We start from the raw sequence: 25872 nt of genomic DNA, 5'->3' as shown, positions 1-25872 counted from the left end.
GATGCCCACCTTGGTCGTCGCCGGACACGGCATGGTCGCCCACCGGCTCGTGGAGGCGGTGCGCGCGGAAGACCCACGAGGAACCTGGCGCGTCGTCGTGCTCGCCGAGGAGCCGCGCCCGGCGTACGACCGGGTGGCGCTGACGTCCTACGTGGACACGTGGGACCCGGCTTCACTGGCCCTCCCGGGCTCGGACTACGCGGACGACCCGCACGTCGACCTGCGCCTCGGCGAGCTGGTCACCGAGGTGGACCGGGACGCGAAGACGGTCACCACCGCGTCCGGTGCTTCGGTCTCTTACGACGCCCTGGTGCTGGCCACCGGCTCGCGGCCGTTCGTGCCTCCGGTGCCCGGGCACGACTTGTCCGGCTGCTTCGTCTACCGGACCATCGAGGACCTCGACGCGATCCGCGCGGCCGCGGTCGACAAGCCGGGCCGCGGACGGCGCTCGGCCGTCGTCATCGGTGGCGGTCTGCTCGGGCTGGAGGCCGCGAAGGCGCTGCGGGACATGGGCCTGTCCCCGCACGTCGTCGAGATGGCGCCGCGGCTGATGCCGCTGCAGGTCGACGAGGGTGGCGGCTCGATGCTCCGCAGGATGATCACGGCGCTGGACGTCACCGTCCACACGGGAACGTCCACCAACTCCATCGAGGCCGACGGCTCGCGGCTGCTGGCCAAGCTGGGCAACGGCACCGAACTCGACGTCGACCTCGTCGTGTTCTCCGCCGGCATCCGGCCGCGGGACGACCTCGCCCGGCAGTCCGGCCTGGAGCTGGGCCCGCGCGGCGGTGTCCTCACGGATGCGTCCTGCCGCACCAGCGACCCGGCGATCTACGCGATCGGGGAATGCGCCGCGGTCGAGGGCAAGGTGTACGGCATCGTGGCGCCCGGCTACGCGATGGCGGAGATCGTCGCCGCGCAGCTGACCGGCGGTTCCGGGACGTTCCCGGAGCCGGACACGTCCACGAAGCTCAAGCTGATGGGCGTCGACGTCGCTTCCTTCGGTGACGCGCACGCGGCCACCGAGGGCGCCCTGGAAGTCGCCGTCAACGACGCGGTCGCCGGGACGTACAAGAAGCTCGTGGTCACCGACGACGGCAAGACGCTGCTCGGCGGGGTGCTCGTCGGCGACGCCACCGAGTACAACACCCTCCGCGCGCTCGTCGGCCGCCCGCTGCCGGCCGAGCCGGGCGCCATCCTCGCCCCGGCGGGCGGCGGCGCCGCGGTCGGGGTCGACGCACTGCCCGACGCGGCGCAGATCTGCTCGTGCAACGCGGTGTCCAAGGGAGCGATCACCCGGGCGATCCACGAAGAGGGCTGCGACACCGTCGGCAAGCTGAAGGCGTGCACCCGCGCGGGCACCGCCTGCGGCTCGTGCGTCCCGCTGCTGGGCAAGCTGCTCAGCGCCGCCGGCGTCGAGCAGTCGAAGGCGCTGTGCGAGCACTTCCCGCAGTCGCGCGCGGAGCTGTTCGAAATCGTCCAGGCCACGCGGATCGCGACGTTCAGCGAGCTGATCGGCCGGTACGGCTCCGGCAGCGGCTGCGCGGTCTGCAAGCCGGCCGTGGCGTCCATCCTGGCCACCCTGGGCAACGGGCACGTGCTCGGCGGCGAGCAGATGACGCTGCAGGACACCAACGACCGGTACCTGGCGAACCTGCAGCGCAACGGCACGTACTCGGTGGTGCCGCGGATCCCCGGCGGCGAGATCACGCCGGACAAGCTGATCGTGATCGGCGAGGTGGCGCGCGACTTCGGGCTGTACACCAAGATCACCGGCGGCCAGCGGATCGACCTGTTCGGGGCGACGGTGGACCAGCTGCCGCTGATCTGGCGGCGGCTCGTCGACGCCGGGTTCGAGTCCGGGCACGCGTACGGCAAGGCACTGCGCACGGTCAAGTCGTGCGTCGGGTCGACGTGGTGCCGCTACGGCGTCCAGGACAGCGTCGGGCTCGCGATCGAGCTGGAGCTGCGCTACCGCGGCCTGCGCTCGCCGCACAAGCTCAAGTCCGCGGTTTCCGGGTGCGCCCGGGAGTGCGCGGAGGCGCGGAGCAAGGACTTCGGCATCATCGCCACGGAGAACGGCTGGAACCTCTACGTCGGCGGCAACGGCGGCACGACCCCGCGCCACGCCGACCTGCTCGTGTCCGATGTGGACACCGAGACGCTGATCCGGACCATCGACCGGTTCCTCATGTTCTACGTGCGCACCGCCGACCGGCTGCAGCGGACCGCGCCGTGGATCGAGGAGCTGGACGGCGGGCTCGACCACCTGCGCGCGGTGATCGTCGACGACTCGCTCGGCATCTGCGAAGACCTCGACGCGGCGATGGCCAAGCACGTCGACAACTACGCCGACGAGTGGAAGGGCGTCCTGGAGGACCCGGAGAAGCTGGCCCGGTTCACCTCCTTCGTCAACGCGCCGGGCGCCCCCGACCCGGCGATCTCCTTCCGCGAGGAGCGGCAGCAGAAAGTGCCCGTGATGCTGGGCGTCCCCGGCTTTTCGAACAGCGAGGTGCGGCGATGACGACGTCGATCGAACGAACCTGGACGGCGGTGTGCGCGGCGGACGCCGTGCCGGAGTACTCGGGGGTCGCCGCGTTGCTGGACGGCGTGCAGGTGGCGATCTTCCGGCTGCCGGGCGACCGCTGGTACGCCCTGTCCAACTGGGACCCGTGCAGCGGAGCCGCGGTGCTCTCGCGCGGCATCGTCGGCGACGCGGACGGCGTGCCGGTGGTCGCCTCGCCGGTCTACAAGGAACGGTTCGCCCTCGACAGCGGCCGTTGCCTGGACGCCGAGGACGTTTCGGTCCCGGTGTACGAAGTGAGGGTGCGAGAGGGCGTGGTCGAAGTGGAGAGTCCGTGACCGATGTCCTCCCGCTGGCCGGTTTCGTCATCGGCATCACCGCGGCGCGCCGGGCCGACGAGCTCGGCGCGCTGCTGGTGCGCAAGGGGGCGAGCGTCCGCTACGGCCCGGCGATCCGGATCGTGCCGCTGACGGACGACACCGAACTGCACGCGGCGACGTCCCGGTTGCTGGAGGCGCCGGTGGACGCCGTGGTGGCGACGACCGGCATCGGCTTCCGCGGCTGGCTCGAAGCGGCCGAGGGGTGGGGGCTGGGGGATTCTCTGCTGGCGCGGCTTTCCGCGGCTTCGCTGCTGGCCCGGGGGCCGAAGGTGACCGGCGCGCTCCGGGCCGCCGGGCTGTCGGAGTCGTATTCGCCCGCGTCGGAGAGCAACGCGGAGCTGCTGCAGCACCTGCTCTCGTCGGGGGTCGACGGGCTGCGGATCGCGGTGCAGCTGCACGGCGAGCCGTTGCCCTACTTCGTCGACACGCTGCGCGCGGCCGGGGCGGAGGTCATCGAGATCCCGGTGTACCGCTGGGTCGGCCCGGTCGACCCGGGGCCGGTGGACCGCCTGCTCGACGGAGTCCTGGACGGCTCGATCCACGCGCTGCCGTTCACGAGCGCCCCGGCGGCGGCATCGCTCGTCGCACTGGCCCGGCGGACCGGGCGCCTGCCGGGTCTCGTCGCGGCGCTCTCGGGCCCGGTGGTCGCGGCGTGCGTCGGCCCGATCACGGCCGGCCCGTTGGCCGCTTTGGGGGTGCCGACGGTCCAGCCGCACCGGGCGCGGATCGGGGCGCTCGCCCGGACGGTGGCGGAGACGCTGGTGGCGCGCTCCCCGCGGTTGCGGGCGGGCGGGCATTCGATCGAGCTCCGCGGCCAGGCGGCCATCGTGGACGGTGAGTGGCGCGAGGTGGCGCCGGCCCCGATGGCGCTCTTGCGGGCGCTGGCGGCGTCGCCGGGGCGGGTGGTTTCCCGGCGCGAGCTGATCTCGGCGTTGCCCGGGGGTGGGGAGGAGCACGCGGTCGAGACGGCGATCGGGCGGCTGCGGACTTCGCTGGGGGGCGGGAAGGTCGTCCAGACGGTGGTGAAGCGGGGGTACCGGCTGGCGGTCGACGCCTGACCGGCGTGTCAGCGGCCGTGTCAGCGCGGTGGCCACCCGGTGTCAGCGCGACCGGCGAATGTGGTCTCACACACCGAGCCACCAGGGAGAATCCGATGCAGAAGTTCGCCACCCCCGCCCCGATCGCCACCATCCTCGACATCCCGGCCGGCCGCGTCCGGTTCGTCGCCGCGGACCGCGCCGACACCACGGTCGACGTCCGCCCCGCCGACCCCACGAAGAGCCGTGACGTGAAGGCGGCGGAGCAGGCCAAGGTCGAGTTCGGCGACGGCGTCCTGCGGATCGCGGCTGCGGCGAAGAACCAGTACTTCGGCCCGTCCGGCGCCCTCGAGGTCGTCGTCGAACTGCCCGCCGGTTCCGGCGTCGAGGTCAAGGCCGCCAGCGTCGAGCTGCGGGGCACCGGCCGGCTCGGCGACCTCGCCGTCGACGGCGCGTACGGCGAGATCGTCTTCGACGAAGCCGCGGACGTCCGCCTCACCGCCCACGCCGGTGACGTCTCGTTCGGCCGGCTGACCGGTTCCGCGGAGATCGCCACCGGCAAGGGCGACATCCGGATCGCCGAGGCGGTGAGCGGCAGCCTGGTGCTGAGCACGCAGGCCGGGGACATCTCGGTCGGCGCGGCCCCCGGCGTCTCGGCGTCCCTCGACGCGGGCACCACCTACGGCCGGATCAGCAACGCCCTCAAGAACAGCGAGGGCACGGCGGCCTTGACCATCCACGCGACCACGGCCTACGGCGACATCGACGCCCGCAGCCTGTGACCGCCCGGGCCCGGGGGGATGGGTCAGCCCACCCAGGTGACCGCGTGCTTCTCGAAGCCCCGCGCGGCCGCCACCCGGGCCGCCTCGGCCTCCGCTTCCTCGCGGACCGGCGGGGGCAGCGGATCGAACGCCGTCAGCGTGAACGTCAGCTTCGCGCCGCTGCCCTTCGTGCGCCACGTCCCCGCGACGTCGCCGTCCGCGAGCAGTACCCCCGGGTTGCCCAGCATCTTCCAGACTTCCTTGCGCCGCGCCGGGTCCGGGACCAGCAGCGCCTTGTCGCGTGCCTGGATGAACGGGTCCAGCGGCGGCAGCAGGCGCACCACGTCCGGCTCGGGCGGGTTCTCCAGCGCCTCGAGCCGGTCCGCGGGCAGGTAGCGGGTCTTGCCCTCGACCCGCACCTCGGCCAGGTCCGACGGCCACGTCCGGTCCACCACCGTGCGAGCCGTGCCCGCGAACTCCGCCGCTTCGCCGGGGGAGGCCGGGCCGTTGAGCCGGAGGTAGCGCGCCACCACCTCGGTCGCCGCGGCCGGGTCCGGTGCCTTCCGCATCCGGCCGCGGCCCTCCAGCGGGGCCAGCGTCGCCGGGGACGCCCCCGCCACCAGGCGGAGACCGCCGTGCGGAGCCGCGATGCGCATCAGCTGCTCCTGGATGTGCGTCGCGTTGCAGGGGCGGCACCACCGCGAGAACGGCGGCGGCAGCACCTTCGTCACCGCCGCGCTCACCGCGCCCTTCGTCAGCGGTTCCGTGACGACCTTGCGGAGTGCGGCGGCCGCCGTGAACACCACTTCGCGCGCGGCCAGCCCGGTCGCCGCCATTTCCTTGCGCTGCCACAGCATCCGGGCCAGCGCGTCGGTGTCGTCCAGCGGGACCAGCGCTCGGATCACTTCGGGCAGGTCCGAGCGGAGGTGGTAGTGGGGCGCGCCGCGCAGCGTCCAGGCCAGGACCAGCCGCTCGTCGTCCTCGAGGGACACCGGGCCGTCGAGCCGGGCGACGAGAGCGAGCAGCGCGGTGTCGCGCATGCTGTCCTGCAGCCCGGCCCGGACGACGGCGAGGCCGGCCGCGTCCCGCGCCGAGCGGTGCAGGCCGTGCTCGGCGATGCGGTAGGCGAGTACCTGACGACGGTCCACGTGCGGCTCCTAGAACGCGTACTCGAAGGTGTAGCCCATCTTCTCCTCGCCCATCGTGCCGCCGACGGTGCCGCTGCCGGTGAGCCCGGCCAGCTCGCCGGTGCCCGAGCCGGGGACGACGCCGAACGTCGAGGCGATGCCGTTGGCGTCGAACGTGAACTCGTGCCGCACGACGAACGTCCCTTCGCGACCGTCGACTTTGCCCTCGAAGCGCTCGAAGCTCGGCGACGTCGTCGTGCCGCTCTCGTAGCCTTCGCCCGCGTAGTACAGCAGAAGGTCGCAGATCGACTCACCCTCGATGACGCCGTCGTACGCCATCGTGGCGTGCGCGTACGCCACGCGGGGGCCACCCTCGGTGCCGCTGACGATCTTCTCGTCCCAGTTCTTCATGGTGAATGCGTTCATGAGGACCACTCTGCCGGGCATACCTGTCAGCTCGTGTCAGGTATTTCTGCCAGAATTCCGGTCATGCGCGCGAGCCGTCTCCTGTCCGTCCTCCTGCTGCTGCAGAACCGCGGCCGGATGACGGCCGAGCAGCTGGCCGAGGAGCTCGAGGTCTCGGTGCGGACGGTCTACCGGGACATCGACGCGCTGTCGGCGTCCGGCGTCCCGGTGTACGCCGACCGCGGCCGGAGCGGCGGCTACCGGCTGGTCGACGGCTACCGCACCCGCCTCACCGGGATGACCGAGGAGGAGGCCCAGTCGCTGTCGCTGGCCGGGCTGCCCGTGGCCGCGGCCGAGCTGGGCCTCGGCACGGTGCTCGCGGCGGCCCAGCTCAAGCTCTACGCCGCGTTGCCGGCCGAGCTGCGCGACCGCGCCGGGCGCGTCGCCGAGCGGTTCTACCTGGACGTCCCCGGTTGGCACCGGGGCATCGAAAGCCTGCCGACGCTGTCGGCGATCGCCGACGCCGTGTGGTCGTCGCACCGGATCCGCATCCGCTACGAACGGTGGGGGCAGCGGGTCGTCGAACGGGAGCTGGAGCCGCTGGGGCTGATCCTCAAGGCGGGCAACTGGTACCTCGCGGGCCGCTGCGACGGCACCGACCGGACCTACCGGATTTCGCGGGTGCTGGAACTCGAGGACCTCGGCGAGGTGTTCGAGCGGCCGGCCGGGTTCGACCTCGCGCAGTACTGGCAGGAGTGGTCCGAGCAGTTCGAACGCCGGATGTTCCCGCGCGTGGCGGTGGTGCGGCTGTCGCCGCGGGCGCAGGCTCTCGTACCGTTCTACGCAGGCTCTGTCGGCGCCCGCGCGTTGCGCGACTGTCGTGAGGAGCCCGACGCGGACGGCTGGCTCACCGTGGAGCTGCCGGTGGAGCCGGGCGAACCGGCCATCGGCGAGCTGCTGCGCTTCGGGCCGCACCTGGAGGTCCTGGCACCGGCGGACCTGCGGGCGGAGCTGGCGGAAGCGATCGAGGAGATGGGCGCGTTCTATGGGTGAGCTGAGCGGGATCGCCATCGGCGTCACGGCCGAACGCCGAGCCGGCGAATTCATCGCGGCGCTCGAACGCTACGGCGCCGACGTCCGGCACGCGCCGACGATCACCATCGTGCCGCTCGACGCCGACCCCGAGCTGCGCGCGGGCACCGAAGCCGTGCTGGCGGCCCCGGTCGGGTTCACGGTGGTCACGACGGGAGCGGGCTTCCGCGGCTGGCTCGACGCGGCCGGGGACTGGGGCCTGCGCGACCGGCTCGTGACGGCGCTGGGCCGGTCCCGGATCTACGCCCGCGGCCCGAAGGCTGTCGGCGCGGTCCGCGGCGTGGGCCTGCGCGAGTCCTTTTCGGCCGCTTCGGAGAGCAACGCGGAACTGTTCGCGGCCTTGGCGGCGGCCGGGGTCGGTGGCGAGCGGGTGGCCGTCCAGCTGCACGGCACGCCGCTGCCGGACCTCACGGATCCCCTGGTGCACGCCGGGGCGTCCCTGGTCGAGGTGCAGCCGTACCGCTGGCATTCGCCGCCGGACGTCACGCCGGTGCACGACCTGATCGACGCGGCCGTGGCGGGCGAGCTGGACGCACTGGCGTTCACGAGCGCCCCGGCGGCGGCGAACTTCCTGACGCTGGCCCGGTCGTCCGGACGCCACGACGAGCTGCTGGCGGCCCTGCGCGGCCCGGTGGTGGTGGCGTGCGTCGGCCCGGTGACGGCGGCTCCGCTCGAAGAGGCCGGGATCCGGACGGTGCAGCCGGACCGCCAACGGCTCGGAGCGCTGGTCAAGCTGCTGGTCGCGAAGCTCGGCGCAGGGTCGCCCTAGAACAGCCCGGGCGGCCCGGAGTCCTCCTCGCCGTCCGGTTTCCACCGGTATTTCCGCAGGTCGACGCGCTGGCCGTCGGCCAGGACGCCTTCCGCGCGCAGCCGCTCCAGCTGGTCGTGGACCAGGTGCGGTGCCGGGGTCCCGTTCGCGCGCAGGATCCGGTGCCACGGCAGGTCGTGTCCGTCCTCGGCCAGGATGGCGCCGACCATCCGCGGTGAGGGCGCCCCGGCGAGCGCCGCGATGTCGCCGTACGTCGCGACCGTGCCGGACGGCACGGACCCGATGATTTCCCGCACGCGCTCGTGCAGAACGTCGTCCATACCGACACTCTGCCGGACGGGTCCGACATTTTTCGGGGGTTTCGGGTGGCGGAGCCCCCGACTCGGGGCGGAGCCCCAGATGTCACCGACACTTTTCTCACAGCCATCCACCGCACCGCCGGGCGCCTTCACCGAACGCACCTCCGCTAAGCCGTGCCGGTGCACCACCCGGGGGACCGGGCGTGGTTCCATCGCGGGGTGAACGGGAGGCGAACGGCGCAAGCGGGCGCGCGGCTGGTGCGCACGCCGAGCACCGCCACACCCGCTTTCACCTGGGACGAAGGCGCCCGGCGGGTGCTGTCCGCACCCGGTGGGTTCCTCCGCGTGCTCGGGGGCCCCGGCACCGGCAAGACGGCGCTGCTGGCGTCCGCCGCCACCCGCCGCATCGCCGAGGGCGCCGACCCGGAGAGCGTGCTCGTGCTCACCACGTCCCGCAGATCCGCCGACGCGCTGCGGGCCGACATCACGCGCCGGCTCACCGCCGACCCCGACCAGGCGCGGCCCCTGCCGCGGACCGTCCGGGAACCGCTCGTGCGCACTGTGCACTCCTACGCCTACTCGCTGCTGCGGCTGGAAGCGATGGGCGAGGAACTCCCGCCGCCGCGCCTGCTCGCCGGCGCCGAGCAGGACGTCGTCGTCCGCGAACTCCTGGCCGGTGACCTCGACGAAGAAGCCGAGTACTGGCCCGAGCAGCTGCGGCCGGCCCTGGTGGTCCCGGGGTTCGCCGAAGAGCTGCGCGACCTGCTGATGCGCGCGGCCGAGCGCGGGCTCGGCCCGGAGGACCTCGCCGAGCTGGGCCGCCGCCGCGGGCGGGAGGAGTGGGTCGCCGCCGGGCAGTTCTGGGCGCAGTACGAAGAGGTCACGCAGCTGCAGGGCGCGGGCGGCAACGCGCTGGGTGTGGCGAGCGCACCCGCGCTGGACGCCGCCGAGCTGGTCACCTCCGCGCTGCTCGCCCTGGAGGACGACGACGAGCTGCGCGAACGGGAGCACACCCGTGTGCGGCACCTGTTCGTCGACGACGCCCACCACCTCGACCCGCTGCAGACCGGCCTGGTCCGGATGATCGGGCACACTGCGGCCGAGTTCGTCGTCGCCGGCGACCCCGACCAGAACGTGTTCTCCTTCCGGGGCGCCGACGCGCGGCTGTTCGCCGACGCCGACCCGGACGGCAGCCGGACCGTCACGCTCACCACGGCGCACCGGCTCGCGCCGGCCGTCCGCCTGGCGGTGCGGAAGATCGGCGCGACGCTGCCCGGCGCGTCGGCACACCGCAAGATCGTCCCGCCGGAGGGAGCGACCGGCGGGAACGTCCGCGTGCGCGTGATGCCGACGCCCGCCGCCGAGGCGAGCTGGATCGCCGACCAGCTGCGGCGTGCGCACCTCGTCGACGGCGTGCCGTGGTCGGAGATAGCGGTGCTCGTCCGGTCGCCGGCGCGGACCTTCCTGGTGCTGCAGCGGGCGTTGCGCGCGGCGGGCGTGCCGATCGGCTCGGCGACCGAGGAACTGCCGCTGGCTCGCCAACCCGCGGTGCGGCCGCTGCTGGCGGTGCTGAAGCTCGCGCCCGAGCCCGAGCTCCTCGACGTCGATCTCGCGGAAATGCTGCTGTCGTCCGCGCTCGGTGGTGCCGACCCCCTGGCGCTGCGGCGGTTGCGACGCGGCCTGCGCCGGCTCGAACTCGCCGGTGGCGGTCAGCGGTCGAGTGACGAACTGCTCGTGGAAGCGTTGCGCGGCGGGGACATCCTCGCCGGGCTGGCCGACGCCGAGGCGGAGCCGGTGCGGCGCGTCGGCGGGTTGCTGCGCGTCACGCACCAGGCCGTGGCGCGCGGCGAGGGCGTCGAGCAGGTGCTGTGGCAGCTGTGGCGGGAGAGCGGCCTCCAGGACAAGCTGTTGCGGCAGGCCGAGCGCGGCGGATCGCTGGCGGCGCAGGCCGATCGCGACCTCGACGCCGTCGTCGCGCTGTTCGACGCCGCGGGCCGGTACGTCGACCGGCTGCCCCGCGCGAGTGTCGCTTCCTTCGCGGACTACCTCGGGGCGCAACGGATCGCCGGCGATACGCTGGCGCCGGCCGCCGTTCCGTCCGACGGTGTTTCGCTGCTGACCGCGCACGCCGCCGCCGGTCGCGAGTGGACGGTCGTGGCCGTCGCCGGGGTCCAGGAGGGCGCGTGGCCGGACCTGCGGCTGCGCGGATCGGTGCTGGGCGTGGAACGGCTCAAGGACCTGATGGCCGGGGTGGACGACGACGCCGTGTCCCAGACCGCCCCGATCCTGGCCGAGGAGCGGCGCCTGTTCTACCTGGCGATGAGCCGGGCCAAGCAGACCCTGCTGGTCACGGCGGTGTCGGGGGAGGACGAGCGGCCGTCCCGGTTCCTCGACGACCTGGAGGAGAACGGCGCCGACGACGGCGGGCTCGACTCGCGGATGAAGCCGCCGGGCCGGTCGCTGGTGCTCGCCGAGCTGGTCGGGGAGCTGCGCGAGGTCGTCTGCGACGACAAGGCCGACCCCGCGCGCCGCCGCCGGGCGGCCAAGCAGCTGGCCCGGCTGGCCGACGCGAAGGTCCCGGGCGCGCACCCGTCGACGTGGTACGGCTTGCTCCCGGCGTCCAGCGACGAGCCGGTGCACCCGCCCGGCGACCTGATCCGCATCTCACCGTCCACAGTGGAAATCCTGACGAAGTGCCCGCTGCGCTGGATGATCGAGCGCCACGGCGGCAGCGACCCGGCCCAGCTGGCGGCGGTGACGGGGACGCTGGTGCACGGGCTCGCCCAGGCGGTCGCGTCGGGCAGCACCGACGCGGAGCTGCAGGCGGCGTTGGACGAGGCTTGGGTGCGCGTCGATGCGGGAGCGCCGTGGTTCTCCCGGCGTGAGCGTCGCCGGGTCGAGCAGATGCTGCGCAACTTCACGACCTGGCTGGAGCAGAGCCGGAAGGAGCTCAAGGAAGCCGGCGTGGAGCAGGACATCGAGGTCGAGCTGCCGGCGGGTGGCTCGGAGGACGTCCGCGTGCTGCTGCGCGGGCGGGTAGACCGCGTGGAGCTGGACTCCGAGGGGCGGCCGGTGATCGTCGACATCAAGACGGGGAAGGTCCCGGTGTCCGGCAAGGACGCGGAGGAACACCCGCAGCTGGCGGCTTATCAGCTGGCGGTGCTGCTGGGCGCGATCGAGGGCCGCACCGAGGCTGGTGGGGCGCGGCTGGTGTACGTCGCGAAGGCCAACAACAAGACGGGGGCGACGGAGCGGTCGCAGCCGCCGCTCGACGAGGTGGGCGGCAAGCAGTGGCTGGAGCTGGTGCAGAAGGCGGCCGCGTCGGCGGCGGGGCCGGACTACCAGGCGCAGGAGAACGTGGACTGCGACCGCTGCCCGGCCCGGGGCTGCTGCCCGCTGCGCCCCGAGGGCCGGCAGGTGCCGGGGCCGTGAACTATCCGGTGAGTTCGGTGGTCCTCCGGCGGTGGAGCGGCGGTGGGTTGGTGGACTATCCGGTGAGTTCAGCGAGTCCGTGCGGGGCATGCCCGTGAGCCCGCTCCTCATCGCCAACCCCGTCGAGCCCGCCGAACTCGCCGATGCTCTCGGCCTGCACCGGCCCACCCCCGAACAAGCCACCGTCATCGCCGCACCGGTCGAACCCTCGCTCGTCGTCGCCGGAGCCGGCGCCGGCAAGACCGAAACCATGGCCGCGCGGGTCGTCTGGCTCGTGGCCAACGGGATCGTCAGCCCCGACCGCGTCCTCGGCCTCACCTTCACCCGGAAAGCCGCGCGCCAGCTCGGCGAACGCGTCCGCGCGCGGCTGCGGCGGCTCGCCGGGTCCGGCCTCCTCGACCGGCTCGACCCCACCGGCGGGCTGCGGTCCACCGTGGTCGCCGGCGAACCCACCGTCCTCACCTACCACGCCTACGCCGGGCGGCTGCTGTCCGAACACGGCCTGCGGCTGCCGGTGCAGCCCGGCGTCCGGCTCCTGTCCGAAACGTCGTCGTGGCAGATCGCGCACCGCGTCGTGTCCACTTGGGACAACGAACTCGACACTGACCGCGTCCCGCCGACCGTGACCGCCGACGTCCTCGCCCTGGCCGGGGAGCTGGGTGAGCACCTCGTCTCCACCGAGCAGCTCGCCGAGTACACGACGTGGCTGTGCCGCGTCATCGAAACCGCGCCGCGCGCCAAGGGGCAGCGGGCCGCGCTGCCGCAGAAACTCACCGAGATCATGGCGGCGCAGCACTTCCGGCTCGCGCTGCTGCCGCTGGTCGACGACTACCACCGGCGCAAGCGCAACGAAGGCGCGTTGGACTTCGCCGACCAGATGTCCCTCGCCGCGCAGCTGGCCGGCGGATACCCGTCTGTCGTGCGCGGCGAGCGCGAGCGCTACGGCGCCGTGCTGCTCGACGAATACCAGGACACCGGGCACGCCCAGCGCGTGCTGCTGCGGGCCCTGTTCGGTGGCGTCGAGAACCCGCCGATGCCCGTCACCGCGGTCGGCGACCCGGCGCAGGCGATCTACGGCTGGCGCGGCGCCAGCGCGGCCAACCTGCCCCGGTTCACCACGGACTTCCCGCGTTTCGACGGCGAACGGCTCGTCCCCGCGCACGAATACGGGCTGCTGACGAGCTTCCGCAACCCGCCGGAGATCCTGGAGCTCGCGAACGCGATCGCCGAACCGCTGCGCGCCCGCGGCCTCGGCGTCGAACGGCTGCGGGCGCGTGACGGCGCCGGGCGCGCGGACATCGCGTGCGCGCTGCTGCCGGACGTCCGCGCCGAGCGCGAGTGGGTGGCCGACGCCCTCGCCCGGCGCTGGTACGCCCACCAGGAACAGACCGGCAAGCCGCCGACCGCCGCGGTTTTGGTGCGGCGCCGCGCCGACATGGCCCCGATCGCCGCCGAACTGCGGGCGCGCGGGCTGCCGGTCGAGGTCGTCGGGCTGGGTGGGCTGCTCGACGAGCCCGAGGTCGCGGACCTCGTTGCGACGTTGAAGGTGCTCGCGGACCCGCTGTCCGGGAGCGCGGCGGCCCGGCTGCTGACCGGGGCCCGGTGGCGGCTCGCGGCCGCCGATGTCGCCGCGCTGTGGCGCCGGGCCGGCGAGCTCTCCAGCCCGGAGAAGCCGGACGCCCCGGAGCTGGTCGTCGAGCGCGTGGAGCAGGCCGGGCTGATCGACGCGATCGACGAGCCGGGGGACCCGTCGCGGTACTCCGAAGAAGGCTACAAGCGCATCCGGCGGATCGGCTGGGAGCTGGCCGCGTTGCGGCGGCGGCTCGACCAGTCGCTGCCGGAGCTGGTCGCCGACGTCGAACGCACGATGCTCCTGGACGTCGAATCGTTGGCACGGCCGGGATCCGCGGGGCGGGCGCACCTGGACGCGTTCGCCGAAGTCGTCACCGACTACGCCGAGACGGCGCCGACGGCGACCCTGCTGTCCTTTGTGGACTACCTGAACACCGCCGCGCACGCCGAGGACGGGCTCACCCCGGGCGAGGTCGAGGTCGTCCCGGACCGGGTGCAGGTGCTGACCGTGCATTCGGCGAAGGGCCTCGAGTGGGAAGTCGTCGCCGTGCCGCACCTGGTGCACGAGGTGTTCCCCGGACGGCGGCGGTCGTCGTCGTGGCTGCGGACCGCGACGTCGCTGCCGGCGAAACTGCGGGGCGACGCCGAGGACCTGCCGGAGCTGCGGATCGCCGAGGGCTACGACCGCAAGGAAGTCCAAGAAGGACTGGAGCTGCACGAAGCCGGGTTCGTCGAACGGGAGCAGGCGGAGGAACGACGGCTCTGCTACGTCGCGCTGACGCGGTCCGAGCACGCGCTGATCGTCTCCGGGCACTGGTGGAACGAAAGCAGCAGCCGGGCCAAGGGGCCGTCGGAGTTCCTCACCGAAATTGCCGATGTCCTGCGCGAGACCGGTGTCGGGCAGCTCGCCGAGTGGGCGCCGGAACCGGCCGAAGACGACGCGAACCCGCTGGTCTCGGACTCGCGCGCGGGACGCTGGCCGGTCGACCCGCTGGCCGACCGGCGCACCGGCGTGCAGACCGGCGTGGAGCTGGTGACCGAGGCGCTCGCTTCACCGCCTTCGGACGAGGAAGCGTCCGAAGAGGACGATCCGGACGGGTGGCTTACCGACACCGACGTCCTGCTGGAGGAGTGGGCGCGCAAGGACGACCAAGTCAACCGGGTTCCGCTGCCGTCGCGGCTTTCGGTGAGCCAGCTGGTCACCCTGGCCGACGACGCCGCCCGGCTCGCCGGCGACCTGCGCCGGCCGCTCCCGGTGGAGCCCAACAGCTTCGCCCGCCGCGGCACGGAGTTCCACGGCTGGCTGGAACGCCGGTTCGGGGGCGACCAGCTCATCGAGATCGACGACCTCCCGGGCGCCGCGGACTTCGGCGAGGCCCCCGACGCGGACTTCGAGGAACTGCAGACGGAGTTCGAGAAGAGCGAGTGGGCGTCGCGGGTCCCGGTGGCGGTGGAGGTGACGTTCTCGGCCGACGTCGAAGGCATCACCCTGCGCGGCCGCATGGACGCGGTCTTCGCCGACCCCGACGGCGGCTGGACGGTGGTCGACTGGAAGACCGGTGCGGTCCCGCCGGAGTCCCGGCTGCCGGCCCTGTCGGTCCAGCTGGCGGCGTACCGGATGGCGTGGGCGGCGCTGAAGGGCGTCCCGGTGGAGCAGGTCCGCGCGGCGTTCCACTACGTCCGGGCGAACCGCACGATCCGCCCGGCCGACCTCCTGGACCCGGAAGGCCTCCGAAGGCTCCTCCGCGACCTCCCCGAGGCGTGATCAGCCTCGCAACCAACGTGATCAGACCCGTAACCAACGTGATCAAAGCCGTACTTGACGTGATTGGGGCCGTAACTCGCGAGTTCCGGCTTCAATCACGCGAGTTCCGGCTCTGATCACGCGAGTTGCGGGGCTGATCACGCGGGTCAGGCGTTGTCGCGGACTTTCAGGGCCCAGGCGATCAGGGGCCACTGGAGGGGGAGGCGGGCCCAGGCGATCGCGCGTTGCGGGAGCGGGGCGCGGCGGGCGTCCACCGCCATCTTGACGTTTCCCGGGAAGACGCCCAGGAACAGCAGGGCCGCCGCCAGGCCGCCGAGACGGCGGGTGCGCGGGGCGGCCACCGCGGCCGCGACCGCCAATTCCGCGACGCCCGAGCCGTAGGTCCAGGCCCGCCGGGAACCCGGGAGCGACCGCGGGATCAGCCCGTCGAACGGCTTGGGCACGGCGAAGTGCAGGACGCCCATCGCGCCCAGCACGCCGGCCAGGAGGTGCGCGGGCCGTTGCGAGGTTGCCATGAACTCATCGTTCCACGCGGCGGCGGCTCACCCGGTTCGGCTATCCTCCGGGCGTGAGTGACGCTCGACACCCGCCACCGGGAGCCGGTGCATGAAGGCCCTGAAGCGGTTGCCGCTGGGCAGTCTCACCGATCGGCCCGATCACGAGCTCGTCGGCGTCCTGCGGATGCCGGAGCTGACGATCAGCCCGCTCCGCTCGATCGTCAAGCGGATCATCGGCGCGGCGCTCGCGCTGCTGGCCACGGTGATCCTCGTCTACCTCGACCGCGACGGCTACCGCGACGCGAACGGCGACGGCCTGTCCCTGCTGGACAGCCTGTACTACGCCACCGTCTCGCTGTCGACGACCGGTTACGGCGACATCGCACCGGCCACGTCGTCCGCCCGGCTGGTGAACGTGCTGGTCATCACCCCGCTGCGGGTGCTCTTCCTCATCGTCCTGGTCGGCACCACCCTGGAAGTGCTCACCGAGCGCTCCCGCCAGGCGTTCAAGATCCAGAAGTGGAGGGCGAAGGTGCGCGACCACACGGTCGTCGTCGGGTTCGGCACCAAGGGCCGGTCCGCCGTCAACGCGTTGCTCGGCGACGAAAACATCGCCCCGGGCCAGATCGTCGTCGTCGACACCGACCAGCAGGCCCTCGACGCGGCGAGCGCGCTCGGCCTCGTCGCCGTGCACGGCTCGGCCACCCGGTCCGACGTCCTGCGCGTGGCCGCCGTCCAGCACGCGCGCGCGGTCGTGGTCGCCCCGAACCGCGACGACACGGCGGTGCTCGTCACGCTCACCGCCCGCGAACTGGCGCCCAAGGCGCACATCGTCGCGTCGGTGCGGGAAGCGGAGAACGTCCACCTGCTCAAGCAGTCGGGCGCGGACCAGGTCGTCGTCTCCAGTGAGACGGCCGGGCGGCTGCTCGGCATGGCGACGTCGACGCCGCTGGTCGTGGACATCATGGAGGACCTGCTCACGCCCGAGTCCGGCCTGGCGATCGCCGAGCGGCCGGTCGAGCCGGCGGAGGAGGGCGGGTCGCCGCGACACCTGTCCGACCTCGTCCTCGGCCTGGTCCGCGACGGCGTCCTGTACCGCATCGACGCCCCGCAGGCCGACGCCATCGAACCCGGCGACAAGCTGCTGTACGTCAAGAAGGTCACGCAGACGGAGAAGATCGAGCGGTAACCAGGGCACCTGGGTTTTGCCCGCCGGATCTGGAACCATGACCGGGTGCCCCCGCGATCTCTCGCCCTCAAGTGGCCCACGGTGGCGATCCCCGCCGCGGCGGGCGTGCTCGTCGTGCTGCTCGCCTGGCTGGCCGGGCCCGGGCTGCTGGGCATCGGCAACGACGTCCTCGGCGCGCCGGTGCAGGCGGAGGTGACCAAGCCGGCGCCGTGCGACCAGCCGGGCACGAAGGAAACCGTGCGGTTCACCATCACCGGGAAGGTCCACGAAGGCACGCTCGACGGCTGCGGGCACGGCCAGGGCGAACGCGTCGAGGTCGCCGTCCCGGAGGTGCTGCCGGACCAGGGCGCGGTCGCCGTCCACGCCGCGGACACGTCGATGGGCGCGTCGGACGCCCGGCGCCCGGTCGGGCTCGCGCTGCTGGTGTTCGCGTGCTTCTCGGGCGGGATGTACGTCTACCTGGTGCTGCGGATCCCCGCACGATCCCCGAAGGTCGCGAAGGTCAGCTGACCTCGGACGACGGCGCCGAGAAGGTGTTGCAGTCGGCGATCCGGTTGCTCGTCGCGCCCGTCCGCCACCAGGACGCGTAGTGCGCGTTGGTGCCGTGGTCGTGGCTGCGGGAGGTGTTGTCGCCGCGGGTCTCCTGGTCGTTCCAGGCCTTGTTGTACATTTCGCGGCTGATCGTGCCGCCCTGGTCGACGTGCGCGCCGAGGAACATGCCCGAGAAGCACTGGGCCTGCAGTTCCTTCCGCCGCGACATCTCGAGCCCGGCCGGGCTGTTCTGGCCCGCCTCGTAGATCTTCTGCCAGGCCGCGTCCATCAGCCCGGCGACCTCCTGCACGTGGTGGCCGTACTCGTGGGCGAACAGGGCCAGGTAGACGCCGGGGTTGTTGCCGTACTGGTCGGTCTGCAGGCCGCGGAACGGGACGTACAGGTTGTTTTCGCAGTAGTAGGCGGCGGTCGCGATGCCGACCTGGATGGTGCCGCACTCGGTCTCGAAGCTCGCGCCGGTCGGGAAGTGCAGCGCCGGCGGCGTGAACGGCAGGTGGTAGGCGTCGAGGAACGGGCCCCACGCCGCGTCGAGGCACTTGCTGGCGGCGGTGAAGAACGCTTCCGCGCCCGCCTGGGTGCTCTGCCACGTCGGCAGCGTGCAGACGCGGTTCTGCAGGCCGGCGTTCGGGTCCTGCAGGATCGGGTGGTCGGCGAGCTTGAGGATCTTCTGCGGGCCGGTCGGGCTGGGCGTCGGCAGGTCGGTCGACGGGCTCGGCGGCGCGGAGGCCGGGGCACCGGCGCCACCCGGCGGCAGCTGCGAGGTGACGTCCTGCGACGACGGGACGTCGCGGAGGTTCGGGTTCGCCAGCGGCGTGTCTTCGCGGTTGAGGGCCACGATCGCGACCAGCCCGAGCACCAGCACGGCCACCGCGCCGAGGCACACGCCGATCACCGCCGCGGGCGAACGGCGCTTCGGCGCGGACACGGTGTGCGGGCGGCCGAGCCACGGGAGATCCGGTTGCGCATCCGGCACCGGCGGCGGCTGGACGGTTCCGCGGGGCGGTACCTGGCCGGGGGGCGGTTGCGTCATCTAGGCAGTCCCGAAGGGTCTCGGTACGGACCGGGGGTACCCGATCCCGCCATTCAGCATATCGGGGGAACGGGCCGTCTCGCACCCGTCCGTGCGCATGCCGGCACGGCGCACCGACGTCACCCCAGGTCTGGCCGGGTACAACCGGCTCTGAGAGAGTGTCGTCAAGCAGGCACTGCAGGCGAGGGGCTTCGATGACAAACACCGGTGGCGCGCCCGGCGGCGAGGGCGCCGACACGCCGACACCGAGCCAGGGCATCCCCCAGGCTCCCGCCCCCGGATCGGGTGAGCCGAAGCCGCCTGAAGATCACGCCGAGTCACCGGCGACGCCGCCGCGAGGCTGGCAGGCGCCGGACACGCAGGCCACTCCGCCGTCCGGCTGGCAGGCACCCGGCCCGCAGGCCGCACCGCCGCCCGGCTGGCAGGCGCCGAACCAGCCGCCGCCCTACGGCGGTCCGCAGTACGCGCCGCAGCCGCCGCAGCCGCGGTGGAACCCGCACGGGCTCGGCAAGCCCGGCGTGATCGCGCTGCGGCCGCTCAACATCGGCGACATCCTCGACGGCGCGATCACCGCGATCCGCCGTCACCCGCTGCTCATCCTCGGCATCGGCGCGGTGATGGCGGTGATCACCGCCGCGATCACCTTCGTCCTGCAGAAGTACGCGATGGCCGAACTGCAGGGCTTCGCCTCGACGGTCCAGCTCGGCCCGGCCGCGACCGAAGCGGAGCTGCGCAACGCCCTGTTCGGCACGTTCGGCGACGTCTTCCTCGTGCTGATCTCCTCGATCCTGATCTCGACGCTGCTGCTGACCGTCACCACCGGCCTGATGGCCGCGGTGATGGGCCGCGCCGCGCTGGGCCGCGAAGTCACCTTGGGCATCGCCTGGCGTGAGGTGCAGCCCCGGCTGCTGCCGCTGCTCGGCGTGGCGTTCGTCTACGCGCTCCTCAGCACCATCGGAGTGATGCTCTGCATCGTCCCGGGCGTGCTCGTCTGGGTGTTCTGGGCGCTGGCCGCCCCGGCGCTCGTGCTCGAGCGCGGCACCTTCCGGCAGGCGCTCGCGCGCTCGGTCAAACTGGTCGGCGGTGCGTTCTGGCGGGTGTTCGGCATCCTGCTGCTGGCCCGGATCATCGAGTCGTTCTTCGAGGAGATCATCCAGCTGCCGTTCGCGCTCGGCACCGGCTTGTTCGGCCAGATGTTCAACCCGGGCAAGGTGACCGTGCCGGACACCGGCGACCTGCTGCTGCAGTCGGCCGGGCAGATCGTCTCCGGCACCATCGCGATCCCGTTCGTCGCGCTGGTCACCGTGATCGTGTACCTCGACCAGCGGATGCGCCGCGAAGGCATGGACATCGAGCTGGCCCGTGCGGCCGGGGTCCAGCCTCCGCAGGCGTGGTGAAGTCGGTGCTCGCCGACGTCCCGGTCGACATCGACCGGGATTCGGCCCGCCGCGCGGCCGCGGAGGAGCTGTCCGACCCGAAGTACCGGGACGCGCGGCCGAACTTCCTGCAGCAGACCGGGCAGTGGCTCGGGGAGCGACTGGACAGGCTGCTGGCCGCTTTGTCGTCGGACGTCCCCGGCGGGATCTTCGGGCTGGTGCTGGTCCTCGTGCTGCTGATCGTGCTCGTCGTGGTGATCCGGCTGCGCACCGGCAAGATCGCCCGCACCTCCCGGGCCGGCGGGGTCGTCTTCGGCGGGCAGCGCAAGAGTGCCGACGACTACCGCCGGTCGGCCGCGGAAGCCGCCGCCGCCGGCCGGTTCGGCGACGCCGTCCGGGACCGGTTCCGCGCCGTCGTGCGGGCCCTGGAGGAACGCGCGCTGCTCGACACCCGCTCCGGCCGGACCGCGGACGAGGCCGCCGCCGAGGCGGGACTGCTGCTGCCGAACGTCGCCGACCAGCTGCGGCAGGGGGCACGGCTCTTCGACGACGTCCACTACGGCGGCCGTGAAGGCACGGAAGCGGCCTACCGTGCGCTGACCGAGCTCGACGAACGCTGCCGCCGCGAGCGGCCGGTCGCCATGGCGGGCTCGTGAGCACCTCGGTCTCGCCCGACCTGCGCCGGATCTGGCGCGGTGCCCGGGTTCCCTTGGCGCTCGTCGCTCTGATCTTCGTCGCTGCCGCCCTGCTCCTGCTCGCCCGCGGTGAGCAGGTCCACGGTGCGCTCGAGCCCGGCTCGTACGAACCCGGTGGCGCGCACGCCCTCGCTAAGCTGCTGGAAGACCAAGGCGTGGACGTCCGGACGGTCCGCACGGCCGGCGAAGCGGACGGCGAGATCGGCGAAGACGCGACGCTGCTCGTCACCCAGCCCGACCTGGTTCCGGCGAAGCGGCTCGACCCGCTGCGGGAGCGCGCCGCCGCCGTCGTCCTGGTGACGCCGGGGGAACCGACGCTGCGCGACTCGCTGCCCCTGGTGCACCCGGTGGGCCGCAGCGAAGTCGGGACCTTGGGGCCGCAGTGCACGGTCGCCGCGGCGGTGGTGGCGGGCGACGTCACGCTCGGCGGGATCGGTTACGCCTCCCCCGGCGCGCGCTCGTGCTACCCCGGCGAGGACGGCGGCGGCACGCTGCTGCAGCTCGCCGACGCGGGCGGCACGACCACGCTGCTCGGCTCGCCGGCGCCGCTGACCAACGCGCGGCTCGCCGAAGAGGGCAACGCGGCGCTGGTGCTGCACCTGCTCGGCGCGCACCCGAAGCTCGTCTGGTACCTGCCGACCGCGGCGGACCCGGCGCTGGACGGCTCCCGCAAGTCGATCTTCGACCTGATCCCGGCCGGCTGGTACTACGGGGCCGCGCAGGCCTTCGTCGCCGTGGCTCTGCTGGCGTTGTGGCGGGCGCGGCGGCTCGGCCCGGTGGTCACCGAGCCGCTGCCGATCGTCGTCCGCGCGGCCGAAACGGCCGAGGGCCGCGCCCGGCTGTACCGGCGGGCGAAGGCGGCCGGGCACGCGGGTGAGACGCTGCGGGAAGCGGCGCGGACGCGGCTGCGGACCACACTGGGCCTGCCGCGCGACGCCGGCCCGGCGGCGCTGGTGGCCTCGGTGAGCACGCGGACCGGCCGGCAGGCCAACGACGTCGGCGCGGTCCTCTACGGCCCGCCGGTGCCGGACGACTCCGCGCTGGTCCGGCTGGCCGGCGAACTGGACAGGGTGGAACGAGAGGTGGGGCGAACGTGACCAGCGGTACCGAAAACGCGACCGGAGCCCGCGACGCGCTGATCGCGTTGCGCGCCGAGGTCGGCAAGGCCGTCGTCGGCAACGACGCCGCGGTCACCGGGCTGATCCTGGCGCTGCTCTGCCGGGGGCACGTCCTCCTCGAAGGCGTCCCGGGCGTGGCGAAGACGCTGCTCGTGCGGGCCCTGGCCGCGGCGCTGGACCTGGAGACCACGCGCGTGCAGTTCACGCCCGACCTGATGCCCGGTGACGTCACCGGCTCGATCGTCTACGACGCACACAGCGGCGAGTTCTCCTTCCGCGAGGGGCCGGTCTTCACGAACCTGCTGCTCGCCGACGAGATCAACCGGACGCCGCCGAAGACGCAGTCGTCGCTGCTGGAGGCGATGGAGGAGCGGCAGGTCTCGCTCGACGGCAAGTCGCGGCCGCTGCCGGACCCGTTCATCGTGATCGCCACCCAGAACCCGGTGGAGTACGAGGGCACCTACCCGCTGCCGGAGGCGCAGCTGGACCGCTTCCTGCTCAAGCTGACCATGGCGGCGCCCTCGCGCGAGGACGAGATCGGGATCCTGTGGCGGCACGCGCAGGGCTTCGACCCGCGCAACCTCGCGGCGGCGGGGCTCAAGGCGGTCGCGGGGGCGACGGAACTGGCGGCCGCGCGCGAAGCCGTGGCCCGCGTGACGGTCGGGCCCGAGGTGATCGGGTACGTCGTCGACCTGTGCCGGGCGACGCGGCAGCTGCCGTCGGTGCGGATCGGCGTTTCCCCGCGCGGCGCCACGGCGCTGCTGGCGGTCGCCCGGGCCTGGGCCTGGCTCGCCGGGCGCGACTACGCGACCCCCGACGACGTCAAGGCCCTCGCCCGGCCCGCGCTGCGGCACCGCCTGGACGTGCGGCCGGAGGCCGAGCTCGAAGGCGTCACCGCGGACGGCGTGCTGGACCGCGTGCTCGCGTCCGTGCCCGTGCCGCGCTGACATGGCCGTCACCGGAAGGCTCGGGCTGCTCGCGCTGTTCGGTGCGCTGGTGGTCGGGCTGCTCCTGCCGTCGAGCACCGGGGTGCTGGTGGTCGGCGCGGTGCTGCTGGTGCTCGTCGGCGTCGACCTGGTGCTGGCGGGAGGCGTGCGGCCGCTGACGTTCCAGCGGTCGGGCGACACGTCGGTGCGGCTCGGCGAGCCGTGCGAGGTGACGCTCGTGGTGGCCAACCCGGGGCGCCGCACGGTGCGCGGGCAGCTGCGCGACGCGTGGCCGCCGAGCGCGGGGGCCACCGACCGGCATGCGCTGCGTGTCCCGCCGGGGGAGCGGCGGGCTTTGGTGACTGCCCTGCGGCCTTCGCGGCGGGGTGATCGGACGGCCGCGCGCGTGACGGTCCGGTCGGTGGGCCCGCTGGGCTTGGCCGCGCGGCAGGGGTCGCACGCGGTGCCGTGGACCGTGCGCGTGCTGCCGCCGTTCCACAGCCGCAAGCACCTGCCGTCGCGGCTGGCGCGGCTGCAGCAGCTGGACGGCCGCAACGCGGTGCTGATCCGGGGTCAGGGCACGGAATTCGACTCACTGCGCGAGTACGTCATCGGCGACGACGTGCGGTCCATCGACTGGCGCGCGACCGCGCGCGCGGCGGACGTCATGGTCCGGACCTGGCGCCCCGAGCGCGACCGGCACGTGGTGCTGGTGCTCGACACGGGCCGCGTCTCGGCGGGCCGGGTGGGCGACGCGCCCCGGCTCGACGCGGCGATGGACGCGGCGTTGCTGCTGGCGGCGCTGGCTTCCCGGGCCGGCGACCGCGTCGACCTGCTGGCCTACGACCGGCGGCTGCGGGCGGCGGTGCAGGGTTCGTCGGGAGCTTCTTTGCTGACGTCGCTGGTGAACGCGATGGCACCGCTGGAGCCGTCGCTGGTCGAGACGGACGCGCGGGGCATGGTCGCGGAGGTGCTCCGGCGGACCCGCCGCCGGGCGCTGGTCGTGTTGCTGACCGGGCTGGACGCGGCGCCGCTGGAGGAGGGGTTGTTCCCGGTGCTCGGTTCGCTGACCGGCCGGCACGAGCTGGTGGTGGCATCGGTGGCGGACCCGCGGGTGGCGGAGATGCTGGCGGGCCGCGGCGACGCGGAAGCGGTCTACGACGCGGCGGCGGCGGCCCGGACGACGGCCGAGCGCCTGCGCGTGACCGAGCGGCTCGCGCGGCACGGGGTGAGTGTGGTGGACGCGGTCCCGGAGGAACTGCCGCCGGCGCTGGCGGACCGCTACCTGGCCCTGAAAGCCGCGGGCCGGCTGTAGTTCACGCCGATTCGGGCAGTGCGTCCCCGACGTCTCGGGCGTCGAGGTCGCCGACCTCGCCTTCCTTCGCCGCGCGCCGGCCGAGCGTGAAGACGTAGACCAGGAACGCCAGTTCGGCCACCACGCCGATGCCCACGCGCAGCCACGTCGGCCAGCCCGACGGCGTCACGAACGCCTCGATGATCCCGGTCACGAACAGCACGCACGTCAGCCCGAGGGCCATCACCACCACCGACCGGCCCTGCTCGGCGAGCGCCGCCGTGCGGGAGCGGCGGCCCGGGTCGATCACCGTCCAGCCCAGCTTCAGGCCGGTGCCCGCCGCGACGAACACCGCCGTCAGCTCCAGGAGGCCGTGGGGCAGCAGGAGGCCGATCATCACGTCGCCGCGGCCGGCCGCGCTCATCGCGCCGATGATGACCCCGGCGTTGAGCGAGTTCAGCCAGAGCGCGCCGATCACCGGCAGGCCCAGTGCGATGCCGAGGAACAGGCAGGTCGCCGTCACCCAGGCGTTGTTCGTCCACACGCGCGCCGCGAAGGACGTCGCGGGCCCGGTCGAGTAGTAGCTTTCGGCCTCGCCGCCGGGCTTGGTCAGCGCGTTCAGCTCGTCGGGCGTCGCGATCGTCGCGCGCACCAGTGGGTCGCGCGCGACCCAGACGGCGATCACCGCCATCACCGCGATCGACACCAGCGCGGCCGGGATCCACCAGCGCCGCGAGAGGTAGACCGCAGCGGGGAACCGGCGCGTGAAGAACAGCGCCACCTCGCGCCAGGCCGGGTTGTGCGCCCCGGAGACCGCCGACCGGCCCCGGGCGACCAGCCCGGACAGCCGCCCGACCAGGGCGGGGTCCGGCGCGACCGACCGGACGATCGACAGGTGCGTCGCGGTTCGCTGGTAGAGCGTCACCAGCTCGTCGGCTTCGGGCCCGGTCAGCTTGCCGCCGCGCCGGGTCAGCTCGCCGAGCCGGTTCCACTCGGCCGCGTGCGCCGCGACGAAGACGTCCACATCCACGCCCACCACCCTATCCGTCGTTACGCTGGGCTTCGTGCACGAGGAATCGGAGCTGGTCACCGGCGAAGCGGTCGTCCTGGACCTGCGCGTGGCCAAGCTCGCCAGCCGCGCGCTGGCGATGGCGCTGGACGTGCTCGTGCAGTTCGCGCTGCTGCTCGGCGCGGTCATGCTGCTGGCGTTCGCGGTACCGGGCGACGACGAGTCGCTCTTCCTGGCCTTGCTGCTGGTGTTCGTGGTGCTGGTCATGGTCGGCTACCCGGTGCTGTTCGAGACGCTTTCGCGGGGCCGCTCGCTGGGCAAGATGGCGGTCGGGCTGCGGGTGGTGCGCGTCGACGGCGGCCCGATCCGGTTCCGGCACGCGCTGGTGCGCGGGCTCGCCGGGTTCGTCGTGGACTTCTGGGCGCTCGGGCTGTTCGGCGCGGTCGCGGTGATCGTGTCGCTGTGCTCGTCGAACGGCCGGCGCGTGGGCGACTTCCTGGCCGGGACCCTGGTGGTCCGCGAGCGCGTCCCGGAGAGCGCCGCGTTTGCGGCGGTCGGCATGCCGCCGGGCCTCGAGGGCTGGGCGGCCCAGCTCGACCTGACGCGGCTGCCGGACGACCTCGCGCTGGCGAGCCGCCAGTTCCTCGCCCGGTTCGGCGAGCTGCGGCCGGAGGCGTCGCACGCGCTCGGCTGGGGGCTCGCGCAGCAGGTCGGCAACGCGCTGGGCACGCCGGTGCCGCCCGGGGTGCCGCCGTGGGCGTTCCTGGCGGCGGTACTGGCGGAGCGGCGCAACCGCGACCACGCCCGGGCGTTCCAGGCGTACGCGGCCCACGCCCAGGCCCGGCCGTCCTCTCCGGCCCAGTCCTATTCAGCACAGCCTCATCCGGGGCAACCGGCGCCTTCGCCTTGGGCGCCGTCCGGAGCTGCGGTCCCGGCGCCCGCGACGCAGCCGGATCCGCCGACGCCGCCGTCCGGCACTCCGGTGCCGGTGGAAAACCCGTTCACCCCGCCGAGCTGATCCGG

Annotated in this window: 22 protein-coding genes; 16 read left to right on the top strand and 6 right to left on the bottom strand. The window is 73.4% G+C overall.

The window, feature by feature from the left end; genetic code table 11:
* Position 1 precedes the first annotated feature (1 nt).
* The 4 genes from nirB (at position 2) to AB0M80_RS00430 (ending at position 4723) form a co-directional block, all read left to right on the top strand.
* Complete coding sequence (gene nirB, locus AB0M80_RS00445; protein WP_364556788.1) at positions 2 to 2524, top strand: nitrite reductase large subunit NirB; 2523 nt, start codon at positions 2 to 4, stop codon at positions 2522 to 2524.
* Complete coding sequence (gene nirD / locus AB0M80_RS00440; protein ID WP_364556785.1) at positions 2521 to 2862, top strand: nitrite reductase small subunit NirD; 342 nt, start codon at positions 2521 to 2523, stop codon at positions 2860 to 2862. Before nirB ends, nirD begins: the two co-directional genes overlap by 4 nt.
* Entirely contained in the window at positions 2859 to 3962 is a 1104-nt protein-coding gene (locus tag AB0M80_RS00435; RefSeq protein ID WP_364556782.1) for a uroporphyrinogen-III synthase, read from the top strand. Before nirD ends, AB0M80_RS00435 begins: the two co-directional genes overlap by 4 nt.
* A 95-nt stretch (positions 3963 to 4057) precedes the next feature.
* Positions 4058 to 4723, top strand: coding sequence for a DUF4097 family beta strand repeat-containing protein (locus AB0M80_RS00430; protein ID WP_364556781.1), 666 nt, complete (start codon positions 4058 to 4060; stop codon positions 4721 to 4723).
* Between the two features lie 23 nt (positions 4724 to 4746).
* On the opposite strand, the gene AB0M80_RS00425 is transcribed toward AB0M80_RS00430, so the two are convergent.
* Both AB0M80_RS00425 and AB0M80_RS00420 read right to left on the bottom strand, forming a co-directional pair.
* Complete coding sequence (locus tag AB0M80_RS00425) at positions 4747 to 5850, bottom strand: crosslink repair DNA glycosylase YcaQ family protein (protein WP_364556778.1); 1104 nt, start codon at positions 5848 to 5850, stop codon at positions 4747 to 4749.
* Between the two features lie 9 nt (positions 5851 to 5859).
* On the bottom strand, positions 5860 to 6255 hold the full coding sequence (locus AB0M80_RS00420) for a DUF3224 domain-containing protein (RefSeq protein WP_364556776.1): 396 nt from the start codon (positions 6253 to 6255) through the stop codon (positions 5860 to 5862).
* Between the two features lie 63 nt (positions 6256 to 6318).
* On the opposite strand from AB0M80_RS00420, the gene AB0M80_RS00415 reads away from it, so the two are divergent.
* Both AB0M80_RS00415 and AB0M80_RS00410 read left to right on the top strand, forming a co-directional pair.
* Positions 6319 to 7287, top strand: coding sequence for a YafY family protein (locus tag AB0M80_RS00415; protein ID WP_364556773.1), 969 nt, complete (start codon positions 6319 to 6321; stop codon positions 7285 to 7287).
* Positions 7280 to 8095, top strand: a complete 816-nt coding sequence (locus AB0M80_RS00410; protein ID WP_364556770.1) for a uroporphyrinogen-III synthase — start codon at positions 7280 to 7282, stop codon at positions 8093 to 8095. Before AB0M80_RS00415 ends, AB0M80_RS00410 begins: the two co-directional genes overlap by 8 nt.
* Here AB0M80_RS00410 and AB0M80_RS00405 read toward each other — a convergent pair.
* The gene (locus tag AB0M80_RS00405; protein WP_364556768.1) at positions 8092 to 8415 is read right to left on the bottom strand and encodes an MGMT family protein; all 324 of its coding nucleotides are present in this window, start codon (positions 8413 to 8415) and stop codon (positions 8092 to 8094) included. The two genes, AB0M80_RS00410 and AB0M80_RS00405, sit on opposite strands and share 4 nt — an antisense overlap.
* 237 nt (positions 8416 to 8652) lie before the next feature.
* Between AB0M80_RS00405 and AB0M80_RS00400 the strand changes: the two genes are divergently transcribed.
* Both AB0M80_RS00400 and AB0M80_RS00395 read left to right on the top strand, forming a co-directional pair.
* Positions 8653 to 11826, top strand: coding sequence for an ATP-dependent DNA helicase (locus AB0M80_RS00400; protein ID WP_364558497.1), 3174 nt, complete (start codon positions 8653 to 8655; stop codon positions 11824 to 11826).
* A 94-nt stretch (positions 11827 to 11920) separates the two neighbouring features.
* Positions 11921 to 15163 (top strand): ATP-dependent DNA helicase, encoded by a 3243-nt coding sequence (locus tag AB0M80_RS00395; protein ID WP_364556765.1) that lies wholly within the window; start codon positions 11921 to 11923, stop codon positions 15161 to 15163.
* A gap of 146 nt (positions 15164 to 15309) precedes the next feature.
* On the opposite strand, the gene AB0M80_RS00390 is transcribed toward AB0M80_RS00395, so the two are convergent.
* The gene (locus tag AB0M80_RS00390; RefSeq protein ID WP_364556764.1) at positions 15310 to 15678 is read right to left on the bottom strand and encodes a hypothetical protein; all 369 of its coding nucleotides are present in this window, start codon (positions 15676 to 15678) and stop codon (positions 15310 to 15312) included.
* A 91-nt stretch (positions 15679 to 15769) separates the two neighbouring features.
* Here AB0M80_RS00390 and AB0M80_RS00385 point away from each other — a divergent pair, with 91 nt between their 5' ends.
* Positions 15770 to 16849 carry a potassium channel family protein gene (locus tag AB0M80_RS00385; protein ID WP_364556762.1) on the top strand — a complete coding sequence of 360 codons (1080 nt, stop codon included), beginning with the start codon at positions 15770 to 15772 and terminating at the stop codon, positions 16847 to 16849.
* An 81-nt stretch (positions 16850 to 16930) separates the two neighbouring features.
* Positions 16931 to 17359 carry a hypothetical protein gene (locus AB0M80_RS00380; RefSeq protein WP_364558494.1) on the top strand — a complete coding sequence of 143 codons (429 nt, stop codon included), beginning with the start codon at positions 16931 to 16933 and terminating at the stop codon, positions 17357 to 17359.
* On the opposite strand, the gene AB0M80_RS00375 is transcribed toward AB0M80_RS00380, so the two are convergent.
* Complete coding sequence (locus AB0M80_RS00375) at positions 17352 to 18374, bottom strand: neutral zinc metallopeptidase (RefSeq protein WP_364558491.1); 1023 nt, start codon at positions 18372 to 18374, stop codon at positions 17352 to 17354. The two genes, AB0M80_RS00380 and AB0M80_RS00375, sit on opposite strands and share 8 nt — an antisense overlap.
* Positions 18375 to 18625: 251 nt before the next feature.
* On the opposite strand from AB0M80_RS00375, the gene AB0M80_RS00370 reads away from it, so the two are divergent.
* The 5 genes from AB0M80_RS00370 to AB0M80_RS00350 are packed head-to-tail and all read left to right on the top strand — an operon-like array spanning position 18626 to position 23861.
* On the top strand, positions 18626 to 19828 hold the full coding sequence (locus AB0M80_RS00370; protein ID WP_364556759.1) for a hypothetical protein: 1203 nt from the start codon (positions 18626 to 18628) through the stop codon (positions 19826 to 19828).
* The gene (locus AB0M80_RS00365; protein ID WP_364556756.1) at positions 19822 to 20463 is read left to right on the top strand and encodes a DUF4129 domain-containing protein; all 642 of its coding nucleotides are present in this window, start codon (positions 19822 to 19824) and stop codon (positions 20461 to 20463) included. Before AB0M80_RS00370 ends, AB0M80_RS00365 begins: the two co-directional genes overlap by 7 nt.
* Positions 20460 to 21599: a DUF4350 domain-containing protein gene (locus AB0M80_RS00360; RefSeq protein ID WP_364556753.1), complete on the top strand. Its 1140-nt coding sequence runs from the start codon at positions 20460 to 20462 to the stop codon at positions 21597 to 21599. Before AB0M80_RS00365 ends, AB0M80_RS00360 begins: the two co-directional genes overlap by 4 nt.
* A complete protein-coding gene (locus tag AB0M80_RS00355; RefSeq protein WP_364556750.1) occupies positions 21596 to 22567 on the top strand; it encodes a MoxR family ATPase in 972 nt (323 codons plus the stop codon). The genes AB0M80_RS00360 and AB0M80_RS00355 overlap by 4 nt, the downstream gene beginning before the upstream one ends.
* Before the next feature lies 1 nt (position 22568).
* Entirely contained in the window at positions 22569 to 23861 is a 1293-nt protein-coding gene (locus tag AB0M80_RS00350) for a DUF58 domain-containing protein (RefSeq protein WP_364556749.1), read from the top strand.
* 1 nt (position 23862) lies between these two features.
* Here the strand turns inward: AB0M80_RS00350 and AB0M80_RS00345 are convergent, their stop codons facing one another.
* Entirely contained in the window at positions 23863 to 24870 is a 1008-nt protein-coding gene (locus AB0M80_RS00345) for a stage II sporulation protein M (protein ID WP_364556746.1), read from the bottom strand.
* Positions 24871 to 24904: 34 nt separating this feature from the next.
* On the opposite strand from AB0M80_RS00345, the gene AB0M80_RS00340 reads away from it, so the two are divergent.
* Positions 24905 to 25867, top strand: a complete 963-nt coding sequence (locus AB0M80_RS00340) for an RDD family protein (RefSeq protein ID WP_364556743.1) — start codon at positions 24905 to 24907, stop codon at positions 25865 to 25867.
* The last annotated feature ends 5 nt before the right edge of the window (positions 25868 to 25872 follow it).

It is taken from the genome of Amycolatopsis sp. NPDC051045, from assembly GCF_040682955.1.
In the GTDB taxonomy this organism is placed as follows: Bacteria; Actinomycetota; Actinomycetes; order Mycobacteriales; family Pseudonocardiaceae; genus Amycolatopsis.
The sequence above is the reverse complement of the archived record's forward strand: the minus strand, read 5'-3'. Positions and strand labels throughout refer to the sequence as shown.

Bases quoted from the DNA above. Each gene is read 5' to 3' on its own strand.
- nirB (WP_364556788.1), top strand. From the start codon at position 2: ATGCCCACCTTGGTCGTCGCCGGACACGGCATGGTCGCCCACCGGCTC.
- AB0M80_RS00410 (WP_364556770.1), top strand. From the start codon at position 7,280: ATGGGTGAGCTGAGCGGGATCGCCATCGGCGTCACGGCCGAACGCCGA.
- nirD (WP_364556785.1), top strand. From the start codon at position 2,521: ATGACGACGTCGATCGAACGAACCTGGACGGCGGTGTGCGCGGCGGAC.
- AB0M80_RS00385 (WP_364556762.1), top strand. From the start codon at position 15,770: ATGAAGGCCCTGAAGCGGTTGCCGCTGGGCAGTCTCACCGATCGGCCC.
- AB0M80_RS00390 (WP_364556764.1), bottom strand. From the start codon at position 15,678: ATGGCAACCTCGCAACGGCCCGCGCACCTCCTGGCCGGCGTGCTGGGC.
- AB0M80_RS00415 (WP_364556773.1), top strand. From the start codon at position 6,319: ATGCGCGCGAGCCGTCTCCTGTCCGTCCTCCTGCTGCTGCAGAACCGC.
- AB0M80_RS00370 (WP_364556759.1), top strand. From the start codon at position 18,626: ATGACAAACACCGGTGGCGCGCCCGGCGGCGAGGGCGCCGACACGCCG.
- AB0M80_RS00405 (WP_364556768.1), bottom strand. From the start codon at position 8,415: ATGGACGACGTTCTGCACGAGCGCGTGCGGGAAATCATCGGGTCCGTG.
- AB0M80_RS00420 (WP_364556776.1), bottom strand. From the start codon at position 6,255: ATGAACGCATTCACCATGAAGAACTGGGACGAGAAGATCGTCAGCGGC.
- AB0M80_RS00430 (WP_364556781.1), top strand. From the start codon at position 4,058: ATGCAGAAGTTCGCCACCCCCGCCCCGATCGCCACCATCCTCGACATC.
- AB0M80_RS00350 (WP_364556749.1), top strand. From the start codon at position 22,569: ATGGCCGTCACCGGAAGGCTCGGGCTGCTCGCGCTGTTCGGTGCGCTG.